At 64.1% G+C, this 19,538-nt stretch carries 21 protein-coding genes and 1 pseudogene; 9 read left to right on the top strand and 13 right to left on the bottom strand.

Annotation, left to right across the window (positions count from 1 at the left end; genetic code table 11):
* Positions 1–5: 5 nt before the first annotated feature.
* Together ABG82_RS24915 and ABG82_RS24910 are read left to right on the top strand one after the other, a co-directional pair.
* Positions 6–698, top strand: coding sequence for a GntR family transcriptional regulator (locus tag ABG82_RS24915; protein ID WP_043076325.1), 693 nt, complete (start codon positions 6–8; stop codon positions 696–698).
* Positions 699–727: 29 nt separating this feature from the next.
* Complete coding sequence (locus ABG82_RS24910) at positions 728–1,483, top strand: isocitrate lyase/PEP mutase family protein (RefSeq protein WP_043076326.1); 756 nt, start codon at positions 728–730, stop codon at positions 1,481–1,483.
* Here ABG82_RS24910 and ABG82_RS24905 read toward each other — a convergent pair.
* Positions 1,432–2,418: a hydrogen peroxide-inducible genes activator gene (locus ABG82_RS24905; protein WP_043076327.1), complete on the bottom strand. Its 987-nt coding sequence runs from the start codon at positions 2,416–2,418 to the stop codon at positions 1,432–1,434. The two genes, ABG82_RS24910 and ABG82_RS24905, sit on opposite strands and share 52 nt — an antisense overlap.
* A gap of 96 nt (positions 2,419–2,514) precedes the next feature.
* Between ABG82_RS24905 and ABG82_RS24900 the strand changes: the two genes are divergently transcribed.
* A complete protein-coding gene (locus ABG82_RS24900) occupies positions 2,515–3,102 on the top strand; it encodes a peroxiredoxin (protein ID WP_043076328.1) in 588 nt (195 codons plus the stop codon).
* Between the two features lies 1 nt (position 3,103).
* Positions 3,104–3,631: an alkyl hydroperoxide reductase gene (locus ABG82_RS24895; RefSeq protein WP_043076329.1), complete on the top strand. Its 528-nt coding sequence runs from the start codon at positions 3,104–3,106 to the stop codon at positions 3,629–3,631.
* Between the two features lie 62 nt (positions 3,632–3,693).
* On the opposite strand, the gene ABG82_RS24890 is transcribed toward ABG82_RS24895, so the two are convergent.
* From ABG82_RS24890 to ABG82_RS24880, 3 genes are all read right to left on the bottom strand, one after another.
* Positions 3,694–4,425, bottom strand: a complete 732-nt coding sequence (locus ABG82_RS24890; RefSeq protein ID WP_043076330.1) for an isochorismatase family protein — start codon at positions 4,423–4,425, stop codon at positions 3,694–3,696.
* Between the two features lie 88 nt (positions 4,426–4,513).
* The gene (locus tag ABG82_RS24885; protein ID WP_043076331.1) at positions 4,514–7,696 is read right to left on the bottom strand and encodes a bifunctional cytochrome P450/NADPH--P450 reductase; all 3,183 of its coding nucleotides are present in this window, start codon (positions 7,694–7,696) and stop codon (positions 4,514–4,516) included.
* 194 nt (positions 7,697–7,890) lie between these two features.
* Positions 7,891–8,631 (bottom strand): cutinase family protein, encoded by a 741-nt coding sequence (locus tag ABG82_RS24880; protein ID WP_043076402.1) that lies wholly within the window; start codon positions 8,629–8,631, stop codon positions 7,891–7,893.
* Between the two features lie 364 nt (positions 8,632–8,995).
* Here ABG82_RS24880 and ABG82_RS24875 point away from each other — a divergent pair, with 364 nt between their 5' ends.
* Positions 8,996–9,964: an acyl-ACP desaturase gene (locus tag ABG82_RS24875; protein ID WP_043076332.1), complete on the top strand. Its 969-nt coding sequence runs from the start codon at positions 8,996–8,998 to the stop codon at positions 9,962–9,964.
* A gap of 33 nt (positions 9,965–9,997) precedes the next feature.
* On the opposite strand, the gene ABG82_RS24870 is transcribed toward ABG82_RS24875, so the two are convergent.
* Entirely contained in the window at positions 9,998–10,426 is a 429-nt protein-coding gene (locus ABG82_RS24870; protein WP_043076333.1) for an Hsp20/alpha crystallin family protein, read from the bottom strand.
* A gap of 109 nt (positions 10,427–10,535) precedes the next feature.
* Entirely contained in the window at positions 10,536–11,594 is a 1,059-nt protein-coding gene (locus ABG82_RS24865) for a YncE family protein (RefSeq protein WP_043076334.1), read from the bottom strand.
* 113 nt (positions 11,595–11,707) lie between these two features.
* Here ABG82_RS24865 and ABG82_RS24860 point away from each other — a divergent pair, with 113 nt between their 5' ends.
* The 4 genes and pseudogenes from ABG82_RS24860 to ABG82_RS29280 form a co-directional block, all read left to right on the top strand.
* Positions 11,708–12,595, top strand: a complete 888-nt coding sequence (locus ABG82_RS24860) for a LysR family transcriptional regulator (RefSeq protein WP_043076335.1) — start codon at positions 11,708–11,710, stop codon at positions 12,593–12,595.
* A 67-nt stretch (positions 12,596–12,662) separates the two neighbouring features.
* The gene (locus ABG82_RS24855; protein WP_043076336.1) at positions 12,663–13,322 is read left to right on the top strand and encodes a VC0807 family protein; all 660 of its coding nucleotides are present in this window, start codon (positions 12,663–12,665) and stop codon (positions 13,320–13,322) included.
* Between the two features lie 20 nt (positions 13,323–13,342).
* Positions 13,343–14,011, top strand: coding sequence for a VC0807 family protein (locus ABG82_RS24850; protein WP_043076337.1), 669 nt, complete (start codon positions 13,343–13,345; stop codon positions 14,009–14,011).
* 45 nt (positions 14,012–14,056) lie between these two features.
* Positions 14,057–14,620, top strand: a pseudogene (locus ABG82_RS29280) (VC0807 family protein); the annotation flags it as partial.
* 56 nt (positions 14,621–14,676) lie between these two features.
* Here the strand turns inward: ABG82_RS29280 and ABG82_RS27985 are convergent.
* The 7 genes from ABG82_RS27985 to ABG82_RS24810 form a co-directional block, all read right to left on the bottom strand.
* Positions 14,677–15,228, bottom strand: coding sequence for a GNAT family N-acetyltransferase (locus ABG82_RS27985; RefSeq protein ID WP_065212799.1), 552 nt, complete (start codon positions 15,226–15,228; stop codon positions 14,677–14,679).
* A 21-nt stretch (positions 15,229–15,249) separates the two neighbouring features.
* Positions 15,250–16,125 (bottom strand): 5-oxoprolinase subunit C family protein, encoded by an 876-nt coding sequence (locus tag ABG82_RS24835; protein ID WP_043076338.1) that lies wholly within the window; start codon positions 16,123–16,125, stop codon positions 15,250–15,252.
* On the bottom strand, positions 16,122–16,757 hold the full coding sequence (locus ABG82_RS24830; RefSeq protein ID WP_043076339.1) for a 5-oxoprolinase subunit B family protein: 636 nt from the start codon (positions 16,755–16,757) through the stop codon (positions 16,122–16,124). Before ABG82_RS24830 ends, ABG82_RS24835 begins: the two co-directional genes overlap by 4 nt.
* Before the next feature lie 39 nt (positions 16,758–16,796).
* Positions 16,797–17,510, bottom strand: a complete 714-nt coding sequence (locus tag ABG82_RS24825; protein WP_043076340.1) for a queuosine precursor transporter — start codon at positions 17,508–17,510, stop codon at positions 16,797–16,799.
* Positions 17,511–17,520: 10 nt separating this feature from the next.
* On the bottom strand, positions 17,521–17,856 hold the full coding sequence (locus ABG82_RS24820) for a hypothetical protein (protein WP_043076404.1): 336 nt from the start codon (positions 17,854–17,856) through the stop codon (positions 17,521–17,523).
* Positions 17,857–17,912: 56 nt separating this feature from the next.
* The gene (locus ABG82_RS24815; protein ID WP_043076341.1) at positions 17,913–18,893 is read right to left on the bottom strand and encodes an ABC transporter substrate-binding protein; all 981 of its coding nucleotides are present in this window, start codon (positions 18,891–18,893) and stop codon (positions 17,913–17,915) included.
* 70 nt (positions 18,894–18,963) lie between these two features.
* Positions 18,964–19,509 carry a TetR family transcriptional regulator gene (locus ABG82_RS24810; RefSeq protein WP_174544382.1) on the bottom strand — a complete coding sequence of 182 codons (546 nt, stop codon included), beginning with the start codon at positions 19,507–19,509 and terminating at the stop codon, positions 18,964–18,966.
* Positions 19,510–19,538: the final 29 nt, after the last annotated feature.

Below are 19,538 nucleotides of genomic sequence, written 5' to 3'. Positions count from 1 at the left end.
CTGCGATGACGACGCTGGTGCCTGAGGAGTTCGCTCCCCTGGAGAGGCAGTCGACGGCGGAGCTGATCGCCGAGCGGCTGCGGATCGCGATCATGCGGGGTGTGCTGGCGCCCGGTGCCCAACTGGGCGAGGCCTCGCTGGCGGCACAGTTCGCGGTGTCTCGCGGCCCCCTGCGCGAAGCGATGCAGCGCTTGGTATCCGAGGGACTGCTGCGCAGTGAACGCAATCGCGGGATCTTCGTCATCGAGCTGACCGACGACGACGTTCTGGACGTCTACCGATCGCGGGCCGCCATCGAGCGAGCCGCTTTGGAATGCATCATGTCCGGCGACACCGTCACCGCGTACCGGCGGCTGCTGGTGCCGGTGGCAGTGATGACCGAGGCCGCCGCACGCGGCGACATCGTTGCCGTCACCGACGCCGATCAGGATTTCCATGAGGTCTTGGTGGACTGCTCCGGGAGCCCGCGTCTGCGCCGTGCCATGCGCACGTTGTTGCTTGAGACGCGGATGCTGCTGGGTGAGCTGCAGGGCACGTACCCGGATCTCACTGAGCAGGTTCGTGAGCACGAGGTGCTCTGCGCGGCCGTCGGTGCCGGTGACGCGCCCGCCGCCTATCGACTCATTGACGAGCACATGCACGATGCGGTCGCACGCCTGATGGCTCGTCGTGGTTCGGCCGCCACATCGGTGGAGTAAATCCGCGCCGGACGCGGTTGGATGTAGGCATGTCGACCGACCTCGCCGCCAAGGCCTCGCTGCTCAAGTCATTGCATGTACCGGGCGATCCGGTGTTCCTGCCCACGGTGTGGGACGCGTGGTCGGCCACGCTGGCCGCGAATGCCGGATTCGCGGCATTGACGGTGGGCTCACATCCGCTTGCCGATTCCGTGGGCAAGCCCGATGCCGAGGGCATGTCGTTCGAGGATGTGGTGGCGCGCGTCGCGCAGATCACCGCAGCGGTGGATCTGCCGATTTCAGTGGATATCGAGTCCGGATACGCGCAGACGCCGCAACGGCTCATCGAAGGACTTATCGAAGCAGGTGCCGTCGGATTGAACATCGAAGACACCGTGCACAGTGAGGGCGGACGCCTCCGCGAGCCCCAGGAACACGCCGATCTTGTTGGTGCACTGCGTGCTGCGGCCGACCAGGCCGGTGTGCCGGTGGTGATCAACGCACGCACCGATGTGCTCTTGCGGCAGATCGGGGACGAGTCGGATCGGGTGGATCGGGCCATTGCTCGGCTGAAGCTGGCGGCCGAGGCGGGTGCCGACTCGCTCTACCCGGTGGGCCGCCACGAGCCGGATATCCAGCGCCGCTTGACATCTGAGCTTCCGCTTCCGGTAAACGCCATCGCGCTGCCCGACGTTGACGATCCGGCGTCGTTCGGCCCGTTGGGGGTTGGACGTATCAGCTTCGGCCCGTTCTTTCAGCGGGCGCTGTCGGCGCGGGCCGAGGAGATTCTCGGGCGCTGGCGGTAAGCGATGTCGGCAGTCACCGGATGCACGGCCGAGACCAATTGGGTGAGCAGTTCGGCCAATCGGCGGTAGGCGTCTTCGCGGGCGCTGATCGCGCGGTATACCAATCCGATTCGGCGTCCCGGCACCGGCTCGGCGAAGGTGGCAGTGGCCAAACCGCCGCTCGCGGTCTCGGCGGTGACGGCGGTGCCGGGAATGAGTGTGACACCGAGGCCGCCCTCAACGCACTGCACGGCGGTGGCCAGGGAGGCGGCCCGGGTGTGTCCCAGATCAGGGCGAACTCCGGCGAGCTGGCACACTTCCAGGGCCTGATCGCGTAGGCAATGACCCTCGTCCAGCAACAACAGCGGCATATCGGCCAGGTCGGCGGGCTCGATGTTGGTACTGCCGGCCAGCGGGTGCCCGGACGGCAGCGCGAGGACGAAGTCCTCCCGATACATGGGTATTTCTGCCATGCCTTGGGTTTGCACGGGTAATGCCATCACCGCTACGTCCAAGGTGCCCTCGGCGAGTGACCGGAGCAGCCGGTTGGTCTGGTCTTCGGTGACTCGCAGCGACATCTCCGGGAACTCGCGGGACAGGCCGCTGAGCACCATGGGCAGTACGTATGGGGCCACGGTGGGTATCAGGCCCAGCCGCAGTGTCTGGGCAAACGGATCGCGTACACCGCTTGCCGCGGAGGTGAATTCATCAACTGAGTTGAGCGCCGCGATGGCTTTTTCCAGCAGCGCCTCGCCCTCGGGGGTGAGCAGCACCTTGCGGGTGTTGCGTTCGACGAGCTTCACGCTCAGGCCTTCTTCCAGCATGGAGAGTGCCTGCGAAAGCGAGGGCTGGCTCACGCCAAGCTCGGCGGCCGCGCTGCCGAAATGGCGTTTACGTGCGATTGCCACAAATGCGCGCAGGCCGACAACTGTCGGCTGATAACTACGATCGGACATACCTATCAATATAGTGCGAACAATCACGTTTTGTTTTGGAAGATTTTCCGGCACGATGGTCTCAGTAAGCATTCAGCGAATACGTGAAGGAGAATCGTGACTCTGCGCACCATCGGCGATGAATTCCCGGCATACAACCTCACTGCGGTCATCGGCGGCGACCTGTCGAAGGTGAACGCACAGCAGCCGGACGACTACTTCACCACCGTCACCAGCGACGACCACCCCGGCAAGTGGCGCGTAATCTTCTTCTGGCCCAAGGACTTCACCTTCGTGTGCCCGACGGAGATCGCCGCGTTCGGCCGTCTGAACGACGAGTTCGCCGATCGCGACACCCAGGTGCTGGGCGCTTCGGTCGACAACGAGTTCGTGCACTTCCAGTGGCGCGCACAGCACGAGGATCTCAAGACCCTGCCGTTCCCGATGCTCAGCGACCTCAAGCGCGAGCTGGCCGAGGCCGCGGGCGTGCTGAACTCCGATGGTGTGGCGGATCGGGCGACCTTCATCGTGGACCCCGACAACATCATCCAGTTCGTTTCCGTCACCGCCGGTTCGGTGGGCCGCAATGTCGACGAGGTGCTGCGCGTACTCGACGCGCTGCAGTCCGACGAGCTGTGCGCCTGCAACTGGCGCAAGGGTGACCCGACCATCGACGCGGGCGAGCTGATGAGCGCGGGCGTCTGACATGAGCATCGACAACCTGAAGGAAGCACTGCCCGAGTACGCCAAGGATCTCAAGCTCAACCTGGGCTCGGTGGCGCGGGGCACCGTGCTGTCTCCGAGCCAGCTCTGGGGCACTTTGGTCGCCACGGCGGCTGCCACCCGTAACGAGCAGGTGTTCAAGGAGATTCGCGAGGAAGCTGCGGGCGTGCTATCGCCCGAGGCGCTGGATGCCGCGCTGGGCGCCGCGTCCATCATGGCGATGACCAACGTGTTCTACCGAGGTCGCGGCTTCCTGGATGGAGCCTATGACGATCTGCGCCCCGGACTGCGGATGAACATCATGGCCAACCCGGGCGTTGACAAGGCCGAGTTCGAACTGTGGTCCTTCGCGGTGTCCACCATCAACGGCTGCCACTTCTGTGTGGGGTCGCACGAGAAGGTGCTGCGTGAGGCCGGGCTGACCCGTGAGCAGATCTTGGAAGGTCTCAAGATTGCCGCGATCGTTGCCGGTGTCGCACAGGCGCTGGCCACGGTTCCCGCGCTGGTCTAAGTAACGTCACAAAGGCCGCCTGCATGAATGATGCAGGCGGCCTTTGTTGTATCGGCAGGTGATCAGGAATTGGCCAGTGCGCTCAGCGCAGACCGCGTGGTCAAGATTCTGGCTGTCCGTTCCGCGCACCAGGTCAGCGCCTGATTGTGGCCAGTGGCGGTGTAATCCGCCACTGCATCGGAGACGATGAAGGCCTGGATGTCGTTCTGAATCGCGTCGGTGGACGTAGCGGTGATCCCGGAGAAGGCGTAGACACCCACGATGATCAGCTGATCCCGGTTGGCGTTGCGCAGGATGTCCAGGAGATCGGAGCGGAAGAACTCGCTGTACTTCCATTTGGTGAGAACGGTATCTGCGGCCGTCGGCCCGAGCGGATCGACGATGGCCCGCTCGGCGTCGTCGTCGGGCATGCCGGGTCCGTAGAGCTGGCCGAAGAGCCCGCGTTGCGCTGTCGTCATGCCTCCGGGTTGTGCCGAGTAGTACACCGGTACCTGGTGCGCGTGCGCGGTATCGAGCAGGCTCTTGATGTTCTTGAGCACTGTCGCGATGGGATCAGACTGCGGCGCATAGGCCTTCACAAAGTAATGCTGCATATCGTGGACCAGCAGCACCGCGCGATCCGGTTCGAGCGTCCAGGGTGCGCTGGTGGCCGGCACGTGGATTGCGCTGAACGGGTATGTGATTGACCCGGTGGGCCGGACGTCGGCATGAGCCTCCGCGGGCATTGAGGTGAGACCCAGTGCCGCAGCAGGAACGGCTAGAGAGCTGGAACGAAGAAATGTGCGTCTACGCATCGGGCTACTCTCCCACTTGAACGCGGCTAGTGGGAATGGCGAGGAGGGCACGCCGGGGCGGGGCGGGGCTAGGAGACCGGCGTACGCCCTACTCTGTCCAGACATCCTCGACATAGCGATCGGCTTCGACGAGTTCGATGAGCCAGTCCCTGGCCTGGGGCTCGTCGGCGCCGGTGTGTTCCCGGTAGATGTGCAGGAACGCATCTCGGACAGCGGGGGCCATCTTGCCGCCATCTCCACAGACATATACATGTGTCTGCTTGGCCGGATCGCCCAGCAGATCCCAGATGTGGTCCGCGTCGGCGGCAATCCGGTCTTGCACGTACTTGACGCCGTTTTTGGATGCGCGGGAGAATGCCGGGCGCATCTGGACCACGCCGGACCGTTCCGCGGCCTCGAATTCCTCGCGGAAGAGGTAGTCCACCTCGGGGTGTCGAATGCCGAAGAAACAGAGAGCCGGCGCGAACGGCTCACCGGCGTCCAGCGCGGCCATCCGGTCACCGACAAAGCCACGGAATGGCGCGACTCCGGTGCCGGCGCTGACGAGGATGACATTCCGGGAAGGATCGGCCCCTGCCCGGAACGCCTGCCGGGCTTGGTCAACCCGGGCCCGGATCTGTTGCCCCGGTGTGACATTGGCCAGATAGTTAGAGGCCACCCCCTGGAAATCGCCGAATCCAGACCTGGCTGGGGCGTCGAGCACGCTGACGACCAGCTCGACGACTCTCGGGCTTTGCCGGTTTGAGGAAGCTATCGAATAGTGCCGTGGGCTCATCGGTTCGAACAGTTCAAGCAGTTCGGCCCGTGACAACTTGGTGGCGGGGAACTCCAGCAGACACCCTGCGATACCGAGCGAGCGAGTTTCCGGATGATCGGCGAGCGCCTCCAGCGCGGCCCGTTCCGGTGGGCAAGGGTTCGCCGCCGCCAGCCGAAGCAGTTGAGATCTCGTGGCCGGTTTGCGTAGCTCCAGGAAGTGGGTCAGTAGTTCCCGCACGCTCACCTCACGGTCCAGGGCGATCGCCCGGCGGGTGCTGCGCCGGGCATTGACCGATATGCGCCGGTCGAGTACGAGACCGAGCAGTTCCGCTGCCTTGTCCACTAACTCGGGCTGGTTGTCCGCGAGGACGGTGAGATGATCGCCTGTGCGGTAATCGATGTCGGCGGGCAGTTCGATACGTACCAGCCGCTTTGCCTGCCCCAGAGAATTGTCGGCGCTGACCAATTCGCGGTTGTCCAGGACGGTCATTGGCACCACCTCGAACCGGGCATCGATTGCCGCCGTCACGGGCCCGTCGATGGCGCGCAGTTCGTAGAGGGGCGCCTCGAGCGGGACGGTGGAGGCATCCGCACCGGTGACACCGCCCAACGAAATCCAGAGTGCTTGCGAAAATGCCTCGACGGTGCCCGCGAAATCGCCAGAGGTGTCTGCTTCACCTCGGGGGAGGATCGGGATGGCCCCGTAGGCGGCGAGACCTTCGTCGATTCTCCTGGGTATTGCTTGGTAGGTCTCGGCCCAGTTCCGGTCGCCGACTCCGAGCACCGCGTAGCGCAATCCGCTGTCCGGGTGAGGTTTTGCGCTATCGAGCCAGGTGAGAAACTGTCGGGCGTCGTCGGTCGGTTGACCGTTGTAGGACGCGGCGACCACGACCATCGCACCCTCGGTGGGTAGGGTTTCTACCGCGTTATCCAGGGGGGCGACGGTCGTCCGGTATCCAAGATCGGTGGCTTCCTCAGCCAGTTGGTGTGCCAGTGCCCGGCAGGTACCGAGATTTGAGCCATGGAAGACGGTCAGTGCCGATCCTGGCGCGGCCGTGGCCGTCGGTTGTCGCGTCTCGTGCGGTCCGGCGGTAGCGGCGGCTGGCTCATGTCGGCGGTCCTGGGAAGTGCGTCGCACCAAGCCAACTCGGAAGCCGACGGGTTTGCGAAGGAGATCGCTGTGGGTACGCAATTGATAGTGCTCGGAGTCGATGAAGCGGTATCGGTGTACCAGTGTGGCGATCGCCATGGTCGCCTCGTGCAGTGCGAACTGCCGTCCGATACAGGACCGGGCTCCGGTGCCAAAGGGCTTGAACAGGTTTACCGGCCGCCCCGCTGATCTTTCCGGTGAGAACCGGTCGGGATCGAACGTTTCCACGTTGTCACCCCATTGCGGCTGCCGGTGCAACGAGGTAGTGAGGACGGTGACAACCTCGCCCTGTCGCACCGGATAACGCCCCGCGAGCACGGTGTCTTCCGTGGCCATGCGGTCGAATTCGCGGACGGGTGGTGAGAGACGCAATGTCTCGTCCACGATTTGGCGGATGTAGCGAAGCTTGCCGATCTCGTCGAACGTGGGCGGGTGTTCGTCCTCTGGCCCGAACAGCGCGTCCACCTCTGCCTGCGCCCGGTGAAGCACGGCAGGGTTTTTGACCAGACTGTAGAGCGCGGTGGGCATCACCGTGGACGTGGTGTCCTGTCCGGCGATCAAGAACGTGAGGACCTGCGAGTGGACGCTGCTCAGTTCCAGTGCCGGTCCTGTCCCAGAACCGGGTGCGAGCATGAGCCCCAGCAGATTTTCATGCTCGGCAGCATCGTTGCCGTGCTGAGCGATGAGTGCGTCGATGAAGGTATGTAGTTTCTGCTGTTCCGCCGTGAACAGATCCTGGTCGCCGCCTCCCGGGGCCAGCATCTGTTGCAGCGCAAGGGCAAAGCTCAGCGGGACGGGCGCGAGCCCCTCTCGCTGATAGGAATCGAACCGTGTCCCGAACCCGGCCAGGCCGACGGTGTCCATGGCCAGTTTTGCCAGATCCTCGGCGACATCCACAAGCGGGCCGTCGGTGCTCGCGTCCCAGCGGGCAAGGAGCTGGCGGTTGATATCGAGCATGGCGGGGTGAGAGTTGCGCAGACCGCTGTAGCTGAAGCCGGGGAGCAGGACATCGTGGGCCTTTTGCCAATTCGGCTCGCCCGGGTAGGCGGTGAACAACCCGTCGCCCGCAAGGGGACGGAACCGATCCAATCGGTCGGTGATGCCCTTGATGAATCGGGTCTCGTCGCAGAGCTCCTCGACCAGATCTAGCGAACAGGCGTAGAGCCGCCGTGAAACCCCGAAGTCCGCGTAGAAGAGTGGTCCGAGCTCTTCGACAAGCAGATCTGCGGGCAGTGCGTACGGTCGGCCAGGCAGCGGGCCGGATGGCAGTGTTCGTCCGTCGGCGCAGGGAATCCCGTCGATTTCTGGAGGGAGCGCGGGTGATGTGTATTCGCCTGGTTTCACCACTCGAACATCGCGGCTCATGTGTGTCGACCCTTCGTTTCCGGCGGTGTAGTCAAATGTCTACATCATGCTTCGGCCATCACTGTACACATACGACTACAGCCCCGATGTGACGGGGAATTAGGGTGGTTCGATTGTCCTGCGCCTGGGCGTTCGCGCATGTGATACCGGTGAAATCTCCGGGCGGGAGTTACCGGGTTTCGTGAAACTGCCGGTTACGTGCTGGGGGAGCAGGGGACGGTGTTGTCGGCTGCTGAGGTGTCCGCACTCCCGCAGCGGTGTCCCAGTAGTGCGACCAGCCTTTGCACCACGGTATCGGCCGCGCCATCGGTGAGCTTGTCCTTGGCGTATGTGATGTGGGAGATGATGTCGCCACCCTGCGGGTCGCAGAAGAAGTCGCCCGGGTTACACACATCAACCACTTTGTGTAGCAGTTCATCTCGAATTGCCAGGTTGGCTTCCACGCCCGGCGGACGGATGTTCTTGGGATCCCCGAAGAGCACTATGGCGACGATGCGGTCCTCCAGCCCGGCGGGTAGCGGGTTGGTAAATGTGTAGGTGCCCGGCGGGGTATTGCCCAGCAGCACGTCTACCACCGCCGCCCCTTGGGCGTATCCGCCGACGACGAATTTCATCTTCGGGCAGTCGGCGGCCGTCTTCTGGATGTGCTTGCTCAGGTCATCGGATCCCTTACCGGCCTGGATGAAGTCGATGCTTGCCGGATAGTCCACTCCGTACGTGGAAATGCTCATGCCCTTGGCGCCCTTGAGCTGCTTCTGGACCGCATCGGTGAACGACTTGCCGACGTCGCCGAGTCCCGCCGGTTCGTTGGTGCCGCGGGCGAAGGACAGATCGATGTCGGCGCAGCTCGCTGCGCGCGCGGACGGTGGAGATTGCATGCCGTAGCCGCCGAGCAGCGCGAGGAATGCGGCGACAGCGGAGGCCGCGTAACACAGGGGTCGTCGCACTCCCTACACCTTTCGTGATGGTGGTCCGTGGGTAATCACCGACCGCTCACTCAACGTACCGAGCGTCCGAATGGGCCGCCCAGCGGATCAAATGTGTGACAGTCGCGACATGGCCGGATTAGTGATGTTGCTCTCATGCGGCTAGGGTGCTGCGAAGCCGGTTCGCATATCGGGTCTGTGTCGGGCTGTTGCCCAGTTGTGGGGGCCTAAACAGTCATGGTGGCCCGTCCGGCGGTGGGGTCGGGGTGGAAGTTGCCTGCTGGCGCATGTGGCGAATGTGCGCCTCGAAGGATTGCTCAGATAAGTTACCCTGTCCGAGGGCTCGGGGTTCCAACGCGAAAGACAAGGTGAAATGCCGAGAGAGCTGACCGATATCGAGATGCTCAGCGAGCTGGAGCCCATTGCTGAAGCCAACTTGAATCGGCATTTGGCGGTGGCCACGGAGTGGCATCCGCATGACTATGTTCCCTGGGACCGGGGCCGCAATTTCGCGAAGATGGGCGGCGATGATTGGGACCCGGAGCAGTCGCAGCTGAGTGAGGTCGCCAGAGCGGCGATGATCACGAATCTGCTCACCGAGGACAACCTGCCGTCCTATCACCGGCAGGCCGCCAAGTACTTCGGGCTCGACGGCGCCTGGGGCACGTGGGTGGGCCGGTGGACCGCCGAAGAGAACCGGCACGGCATCGTGATCCGCGATTACCTCGTGGTCACCCGCGGTGTCGATCCTGTCGCGCTGGAACGCGCCCGCATGGAGCACATGACCGCCGGCTTTGATGCGACCGACGAAGAAGAGTCGGTGCACAAGACCGATTTCTTGTTGTCGGTGGCGTACACCACGCTGCAGGAACTGGCGACCCGGGTGAGCCATCGCAATACCGGCAAGGTCTGTGACGACCCCGTCGCCGACCGCATGCTGCAGCGCATCGCCGCCGACGAGAACTTGCACATGATCTTCTATCGCAACATGTGCAGTGCCGCCCTGGATCTTGTGCCGGATCAGGCGCTCGAGGCGATCGGCGCGGTGATCGAGAACTTCCGGATGCCCGGGCAGGGCATGCCCAATTTCCGTCGCAACGGGGTGTTGATGGCCAAGCACGGCATCTACGATCCGCGCCAGCACCTCGAGGAGGTGGTGACGCCGAATCTGCGCAAGTGGCGGATATTCGATCGGAACGATTTCAGCGCGAAGGGCGAGGCTCGCCGTGACCAGCTGGCCGCGTATGTCGAAGATCTGAAGGGCCAGGTGGTCAAGTTCGAGGAGCAGCGCGACCGCATGCTGGCTCGCGAAGCCCAGAAGCGAGAAGCCCGCGCCGGATAGCGCGGGCCTCTCGTCGGTCGTGCACCTACTTACTTACTTGGTGATCTCGATCTTCTGCGCCTCGGCGTTGGCGTAGGCACCGGCGACCTTGACGGTCAGGATGCCTGCGTCGTAGCTCGCCGAAATCGCGTCACCTGTCACGTGGCTGGGCAAGGTGAAGCTGCGGCGGAACTTGCCGTAGCGGACCTCTCGTAGCGTGCGTCCCTCGGTCTGCTCGGCGCGCTCGTCACGACGTTCGCCCGACACCACCAACTTGCCGCGTTCCACCTCGACGGTGACGTCCTTGTCGACGTCGACGCCCGGTAGATCGATACGTACCAGGGCGTCGTCGCCGTCCTTGGTCACCTCGGCGGACGGGACGAATCCGGGGGTCGGCCAGTTGGCGGCCGGGCCGAAGGACTGGCGTACCAGGGCGTCGAACTCGGCGAACGGGCTGCGACGTGTCCAAACCAGATTGCTCATAGCTCTCTCCTCACTTGCGGGGCCGGATTCTGGGGCCGGCCGTCACTTCTACAAACTTGAGTGGGATGCGCTTAAGTTCCGTTTCGGGTACGCCCAGGGCGAACAGGCCCTACGTGGCCCGTGGAATGTAGGCCAGCCCGTGGGCTCCCGCTTCGCCCCGCTTGGCGATGTTGAGTGTGTTGAGCACGGTCCAGGTGTCGAGGTCGACGATGTCAACTTCTGACGAGGTGATTCCTGAGACGTAACCCAGCCGTCCATCGGGTGATGCGGTGATGGTGAGCGGGAACTTGCCCTTGAGTTCAACGGCGGCGACGAGTTCGCGGGTGGCGGTGGAGAACGCCCGCAGCACGCCGGGCTCGTGCCGGCCGAGGGTGGACGACGGATCCGGTGCCATCCGCAGTTCGCCGGCGAGCAGGATGCCGGTACTGGTCAAACACACGGGGAACACCACGTTCTCGGTATTCAGCACCTCAACCACCTTGGCGGCCTGGGTGTCGATGACCCGAATGCCGGTCTGCAACGAGGGGTCGGTCTCACCGGCCTTGAATGAGCCGTAGGGGGCGGCGACATACAGTTCGGACCCGTCGGCGGAGACGGCAAGCCCTTCGCTGCCGGGCACCTCGACGGTGGTGAAGGTGCCGGAGTCCAGATCCACGAACGAGACGAACGGCGCCTCCTTGTTGGTGGCGTAGCCCCTCTTGCCGGACGGATCGATGACGAACCAGTGTGGTCCGGGCGCTCCGGTATCGATGCGTCCCAGCGACTTTCGCGTCGCGGTATCGATCACGACGACACCGCCATCGCGTTCTTCGGATCCCTCGACACTGACGTACAGCAGGCCCCGCTCGGAATCGAGGGCCAGGCCGTGGGGGGCGTGTTCGGGGGCGAGGTCGACCACGTCGACGACGCGCCGGGTATCGGGATCAATGACCGTCAGCTGGGTGCGTCTGCCGGCGTTCGCGTGGTAGTAGCCGGTGTGATAGGTGTTCGTGCACCACAGCAGCCGCTGTGTGGGATCGAAGCACAGCTCATGGGGCTCGGCCAGCACATCGATCACGCCGAGCATCTCGTCGGTGGCGGCGTCGAAAAATGCGACAGTGGGGCCGGTCTGGCTGACGACGGCGAGCGCATCGCCCTCGCGACCCTCCCGTGCGGATGATGAAGTCATGGTTCCTCCTGGGTCTGTAGGACTTGTGCCTTCAGCCTGCACGCTGCATGATTGCGAAGGAATGCAAGTATTGATAAGCAATACTTACCTTCGAAGTTAAGAGTGCGGCTGCGATGGACTTGAATCTGCTGCGCGTTCTGGACGCGCTGTTGCAAGAGAGCAGTGTTACTGCGGCGGCCGAGCGATTGGCTACCTCGCCGCCCGCCGTGAGCCGCTCTTTGGGCAGACTGCGGCGTATCACCGGTGACGCGCTACTGGTGCGCGCCGGTCAAGGGCTGGTGCCCACTCCGCGCGCTGTCCAGATCCGTGATGAACTCAGCGGGCTCTTGCGTCAGGCCGACCAAATCCTGCGTCCTGGAGAGGAATTCGCTCCTGGAGAACTGCAGCAGACCTTTACCGTGCAGGCTGCCGAGCTTTTCCTGACGGCGCTTGCGGTGCCGCTTCTGCAGCGACTGCGGCGTGAGGCTCCGGGTGTCAACATCGTCTTCGCGCCGGAGGCGCGGGACGACACCGGGGCGCTGCGACGGGGAGATATCGACCTCGAAATCGGTTCGCTGGATCACCTCGATCCCGAAACACGCCACACCCCGGTCGCCACGTTGCCGATGGTGGGTGTGGCCGCGGCAGACCATCCGCTGTTCGACGGACCAATCCTCGCCAGGACATTCGCCGCATACGGGCACATCAGTGTTTCGCGGCGCGGCAAGCTGCGTGGGCCGATCGATGAGGCGCTTGCCCGGCTGGGTCTGCGCCGCCGAGTCCCGGTGGTGGTGCCCAGCCATACCAGCGCCATGCTGCTGGCGCGCTCGTCCGATTTGATCGCGCTGACTGTCGCCGGTTCGGTGGACACCGCGGGCTTGGGCATCCGGACATTCGACATCCCGCTCGAGTTACCCGCCGTCACGGTCGGCGTGGCCTGGCATCCCCGTAACGACGATGACGGGGCGCATAAGTGGTTGCGCGGCCTGATCATCGAATCATTTCGGGGACTACCGGCATAGTGGGTGATGCGCCGTCGGCACTGCGCGCCAGCCCGTGATTCCCAGTTTCGCCGGGTAACCTCGCCGCGTGCCCGAGCAGACCGCAGAGAATCAGAAGGCGTCAGCGCGCGTCGTGCTCCGGCACGCGCTCATCAGTGCCGGACCATCGCTGGGCACGTACTACCTATTGCGTGCGTTTGGGCAACCCGAGATCCACGCATTGATCGCTGCCACTGTGGTTTCCGGCCTTCAGGTGCTGGCGAAGGTGGTCAAGAACCGCAAGTTCGACGTGCTGTCGGGCTTCTTGATGTTCAACTTCGGGCTCAGTCTGGTCATCGCGCTTGTCACTTCCGACGCGCGCATGGCTCAGGTGTCCAACACCGTTCCCGGGATTCTGCTCTCGCTGTTCCTGATCGGCAGCGCACTGATCGGTAGGCCGCTCACCGAGTTGATGATCGCCAAGGCGCGGCCCGGGAGGATCGATGAGATCGCGGCCGAACATCATTGGACCGAGGACGACTTCACGTCCTATCACCGGATGCACGTACAGGTGACGTTCTGGTGCGGTGCGATCAGCCTGGTGTTGTCGGCCATCTCGATTGTCATCATCTATAGCTTCTCCGTCGATATCGCCCAGGCCGTCAATCAAGTCTTCTCCCTGGTGACCACGATTGGCCTGATCATCGGCATGATTGTGTTTATCCGGCGCTACCTGCAGCGGGTGACGTACGACTCGCCTGCGGCCTGACGAACGGATACAGTCGCGCGGTGTCCCTGACCACCGAGCGGCCCGATACCGAGGACGGGATCTCGCCCCGCCAGCTGTTGATCGAGGGGCTGCTCAATGTGGGACCCGCGTTGTGCGCCTACTTCGGGCTGCGCCTTATCGGGTTTTCCGAGCTGCACGCGCTCATGGCCGCGACCGCGGTATCGGCCACTCAGGGCGTGGTCAAAATGGCGTGGAAGCGTGCCCTCGACCCGGTTTCGCTCTTGGTGGTGCCCATCTTCGGGGTCAGCCTGATCATCGCGTGGCTCACCCGTGATCCGCGGCTGTCGCAGGTCACCAACGAGGTACCCGGCATGCTGCTGGGCACGTACTTTCTGGTCAGCGCGCTCATCGGCAAACCGCTGACCGAATTGCTGGTCGCCAAACTGTGGGCCGGCGGCGTCGAGAAGCTGGCGGGGGAGCAGGGCTGGACCGATGCCGACCACGGCTCGTACCACCGGCTGCACGTGCACGTCAGCTTCTGGTGCGGCATCTTCAGCCTGTTGTTCTCGGGTCTGATGGTGGTGATCATCTACAGCTTCTCCGTCGACGTGGTGCAGGCCGTCAACCCCGTGGTCTCCATGTTCACCACCGGCGGCCTCATCGTGGGTGTGGTCGTCGCGATCCGGATGTATCTGCGCCGCAAGGAACGTGCGCTCTCCGGCCAGTAGGCCGATTTTTCTCAGGCTCTCTCAGATTGCCTGGGTACCGTCACTGTGGTGAGTGGGTTGGGTAAGGGTGCAGGGAAATTCACACTTGGCCATGCGTTGGTCAGCGCGGCACTCGGCTTGGGAACGTATTACGGCATGCGGCTGCTGGGTGCGTCGGAGCTGCATGCGCTGATGGCCGCGGCAGTGGTGTCGGCATTGCGTGTGGTGTACACCGGGTTGCGGGACAAGCGTTTCGACATTGTTGCGGGATTCATCATGCTGATGCACGCCGCGACGCTTGTGGTCGCGTTGCTGACCAGCTCAGCGCAGCTGGCTCAGCTCACTCATGTGGTGCCGGTGGTGCTGTTCGGTTTGTTCTATGTCGGCAGCTGCCTGACCAAACGGCCGCTCACCGAACTGATCGTCGATGTGATTCGCCCGGGCTGGGTGGCTCGTCATCACTGGAGCGATGCGGACCTGCGCGCCTACCACCGGATGCACGTGCGGCTGTGCGTGATCGTCGGCTCGCTGGAACTGGTGCAGGCTGCCGCGATGGCGGGGATCATCCTGCGCTACCCGGTGGACATCGCGCAGGTGGTCAATGGGCTACTGGCGACGGTGGGCAGTGCCGCACGGCTGGCGTTCGTGATCGCGGTGATCTGGATCTTCCTGCGCCGCCGCGGCCATCACCAGCCATCGCCACCGCGCCAGTCACAGGTCAGCGAGCCGGAGAGATCTACCCCGGAACTCATCGGCAGCACGTGCACGCCCTCGTCCGTGGCGGGCACGATGCCGTCGGATGTCAGCACAGGGGTGGCACCCAGCCAGGGCACCCATCCGCGGGACCGATAGAACGGCGCGACGTCGTCACCGGCGCTCAACGCGCCCAGCTCATAGGCGCCACGCAGCACTTGCTCGGCCGCGTCCATGATCGCGGCGCCCAGTCCGTTGCCGCGCCAGTCGCTATCTACCGCAACACCTTCCACATATCCGGTGCGTAATGCACGACCCTGGTGCAGCAGCCGCCGCTGAACCACCGCGGCATGAGCGATGAGTACGCCGTGATACCAGATGAGCGCGTGCATCCCACCCAGGCAGTGTTCCCAGTCCTCCTCGGTAAAGTCCCCCTCGAATGCCTCGACGAGTAATTCGCGCGCCGCGCAGCGCGTTTCGCTATCCAGATCGGCAGTGTGAATCAGTCGCGCGGTGTGGGTCCGGATAACGGGGACGGTTGGCATAGTGGACACAGCCGACATCTCCTAATTTATGCGCGGTCTCGACCAAGAGAATCGAACGGTTTGTCCCGGCCGCACCTGAGCAACCAGATCGACGTCATGATCCGTGATCACCCCGATCACCGGGTAGCCTCCGGTCACCGGATGGTCAGGACCCAGAATAACGGGCTGGCCGCCCGCGGGCACCTGAATAGCGCCGCGCACCACCCCCTCGCTGGGCAGCTGTCGCGCCGGGTCCCGCAGCTCCAATGGCCTTCCGATCAATCGAGTGCCGACCCGATCGCTGCGGTCGGAGACGATCCAGTCGCCGTGAATGAGGGCATCGGGATCGGCGAACCAGTCATCCCGGGGGCCGGGGACCACCTTGAGTTCGACGATGTTGTCGGAGATGGTGGCCACGGGCGCCTGCTCGATCTCGGGGAAGGACGGGGAACGCGGTCCGATCGGCAGTCTGTCCCCGGCTTGCAACGGCTTGGGTCCGATGCCGGACATGATGTCGAAGCTGCGTGAACCCATCACCGGCGCCACGCTTACTCCGCCACGTACCGCCACATAGCTGCGCAGGCCGCTGCGCGGCGCGCCCAGAGATACCACATCCCCGTCCTGAACCTGAGCGATGCTGTTGGTGCCGAAGGGAATTCCATTGACGGATGGGTCGGTATCGGCGCCCGTGACGGCCACCACCACATCGCCGCCGGTCACCCGAAACGACATGCCACCCAGTGTCACCTCGATGGTGGCCAGGTTGTCGGGGTTGGCCACCAGGCGGTTGGCCAAGGAATGAGAACTGCGGTCCGCGGCTCCCGAGCGCCCGACGCCCATGGCCGCCTTGCCAACCCGCCCGAGGTCTTGCACCAGGGCCAAGGGGCCGGTGCGCATCACTTCCAGAGTGGGCCTCATGCCGTTACCTCCCGGAATTGGACCCGAGTGCCGGGGATGAGCAGAGCCGGCGGGTTGCGATCCAGATCCCAGATGACGGCGTCGGTGGTACCGATCAATTGCCAGCCGCCGGGTGATTCGCGGGGGTAGATGCCGCTGAACTCGCCGGCGAGTGCCACCGAACCGGCGGGCACCTTGGTGCGCGGATCGGCACGACGGGGGATGGCGAGGCGCGGATCTCCTCCGACGAGATACGCGAATCCCGGTGAGAATCCACAGAATCCGACAGTCCAGACAGTTCCGGTATGCGCCGCGATGACGCCATCAACGCCCAGCCCGGTGTGCTCGGCAACCTCTTCGAGATCGAGCCCGTCGTACCGGACCGAAATGGTCACCGGTGGTGAGGCGGTGCCGTCCACGATGCTCTCGGGCGCCGTGCGATGGGTCAGGCGGTGCCGCACCATGGCCTGGTCGGCTGGGCTGCGGAGCTTGAGCAGGACGGTGCGGGAGGCGGGGACAATATCGGTGACACCCTCGATAGGGTCGGCATTCAGGGCCGACGTCCATGCCAGCACCTCCTGCACGGACGTACATTCGAGCAACAGCGCCCGATCCCCGTGATCCCGCACCTTCAAATCCGTTGCGGTACTCATATTTCGACGGTACTCCCGTGGCCGCGCCTACGGGTGCAATTATCCCGCCTGTGTATAAGTGGGTTCGTTCTTCTTGATATAGGCGATCACTCGATAGGTAACGGGAAGCATCACGATCTCCACCACCGATTTGAAGACCCAGCCCAGGGCCGTATATGTGGCCAGCTGCCCGAAGGTGGTGATGCCGAGTGCGGTGGCGGCGATTGAGCAGAACACCAGCGAATCTGCGAACTCGCCCACGACGGTCGAACCCACGAGACGCGCCCACAGATGGCGCTCCTTGGACCGTTTCTTCATCCGCACTACAACCAGTGCGTTAAGTGTTTGTCCAACAAGGTATCCGGCGAGCCCCGCCACCATGAGGGTGGTGATGCTCTCGACGATGGTGGCGAATGCCTCCTGGTTGGGATAAAACTCGGCCGGCGGCAGTATCTTGGCCGTCCACAGCACCAGACAGGCCAGCGCCTCCATGACAAACCCGAGCAGGATCACTCGATTGGTGGCGCGATATCCGTAGACCTCGCTCAACACGTCCCCGATCACATAGCTAAGGGGGAACAGCACAAACGCGCCGTCGGTGATCAGCGACCAACTGCCGACGACGGGTCCGAAACCAATTGCCTTGGTGGCAGCCACGTTCGAGATAAGGACGACTCCCACGAAGACGGCGGACAGCAGCGGATAGTAGCTACGGCCCACCTGGGCGAAGACCACCGCATCCTGAGGACTTTCTTCGATCTCGCTTGTCGCCATTCCGCGAAGTCTAAGGTGCGTGCTTGCATTGGGGCGCGGGTGGATTTGTGGCACAGGGCGGCAGCCGGGTGGGCATGGTGGCGGCACAGTAGACCAGCAGTGCCACCGCGACGAAGTACACAAGGAAACCGATGGTCAGGGCGCGGAGTCGATGTCCCCGCGGAAACACCAGGGGTAGGGTGCCCGCTGCCAGCAGCCCAAAGGGGACGGAGAGCACCATCCCGAAGATCAGGCCGTAGCTGTGCGGATCGGCCAACGGATTCGACGAGAACCGCGACGACAACACCGCGAACGACGCGAGCCCGAAGACGCCGAGTCCGAGTGCGCCGGCGAGCCCACCGACCACCCGAATCACAATGTCGCCCCAATACGGCTCCCGCGGCCGGGCAGGGGGGTAGGGATTCACCCCAATATCCGGGCAAGCTGGGGAACCAGGTTGTCCACCACATAGGTCAGGCTCAGGGGCGAGCTGAAGTTGATCGCCCCGGCCAGCTCTTTGCTGGTAAAGATGCTGCGGTCCAGTAGCGAGGGCCCCAATTTGGTGAGCGCGGGGTCGGCCTTGAGTGCGGCGGTCTGCTCGTCGGATTCGGTGCCCCACAGCAGCACATCGGCCTGGGCGAGCACGGTGGCGAGTTGGTCGGACGGCAGCTGCGCGAGTTGGTCGCCCTTGGCGTAGGTCTCCAATTCGGTGGGGGTGAGGAGCCCGAGGCCGGAGAGGAACCCGGTGCGCGGTCCGGAGCGGTAGGCGATGGCCTGCCCGTCGAGCAGCTCACCCTGTAGATAGATGACCTTCTTGTCCTTGAATCCGGTGTGCGCGGAGGCGGCCGCGCTGAACTTATTGTCGACGGCTTGTACGACTGCGGCCATTTCCGTGGGTTTGAACACTGCCTGGCCGATGGCCTTGGCCTGGTCCTTCCAGGGCTCGAAGAACGCGTACCTGCCCGATTGCGCGATGGTCGGTGCGATCCCGGCCAGCTTGGAGTAGGTGTCCTGGTCCAGTCCGGCGTCGGCGGCCACGATGAGGTCGGGTTTCAGGGATGTGATTTTGTCGATCATCAGCCCGTCGGTGAGAGTGAGCACCTCGGGTGTGCCGCCACCGAGACGGTCGGTGGCCCAGGGCCAGGTCGCGAACGGGAAGCCGCCGTACCATTCGGTGACTGCCACCGGGACGATGCCCAGCGCCAGTAGGTAGTCCTGCCCGGTGTATCCGGCGCTGACGACGCGCTTCGGCGCAGCCTTGACCTCAGTGGTACCGAATGCGTGCTTGATGATGGCGGTACCGTCGCGCTCCGATGTGGGAGCAGACTCCCTTGAGCAGGCGGCCAGCGCAGTGCTCGCGGCGAGGCCGGCGCCCGCGGCAAGAAGTCCGCGGCGAGTGATCATCCCAGGTGGCACACATCGAGAGTAGCTGGCGCACGCAAACCAGGGGCGTGTGTGATGGGCGGCGGCGGCACTACGAGCAGCCCACCAGCCGCCGTGCGGCCTCGGCGGCGGCAGCCCTGCGATCGGCGAGAGTGTGGTCGCCGAGGGGCGCATCGACAATCCGGTCGATGCCGAATCCGCTCGCGGCCATCGAGTAGGCGATATCGATCAGCATCATGAGCAGACTCATGGGGTCCCATGCCGGGTCGATGAGTCCACACTGTTGCCCCCGGCGTACCTCGTCGAGTTTGGCCTGGAAGATGCGGCGCAGCAGATGGTTGTCGAACATCCCGTCGGGCGCCTCCAACTCGATCCAGCGCTGTAACCGTGCTCCCTGCGGATCGGCGACGATGTTGTCGAACAGGCCCGCGACATAGCCCGGTACGTCCTCGGCGCGCAGTGGCACCTTGTACGGCGCGTCGTTGATCCATTGCGTCACAACGGCTTCAAACAGTTGTTCCTTGCTGGCGAAGTAGCTGTACAGCCGTTCCTTGCTCGCGTTGGCGTTGGTGGCGATGCGGTTCAAACGTGCGCCGGCAAAGCCGTACTGGGTGAACTCGGCCTTGGCGGCGGCCATGATTCTGTCGTGTGTGGCCTGGCCCGCGG

Source organism: Mycobacteroides immunogenum (assembly GCF_001605725.1).
GTDB lineage: Bacteria > Actinomycetota > Actinomycetes > Mycobacteriales > Mycobacteriaceae > Mycobacterium > Mycobacterium immunogenum.
This window is presented reverse-complemented; position numbering and strand designations above follow the sequence as displayed.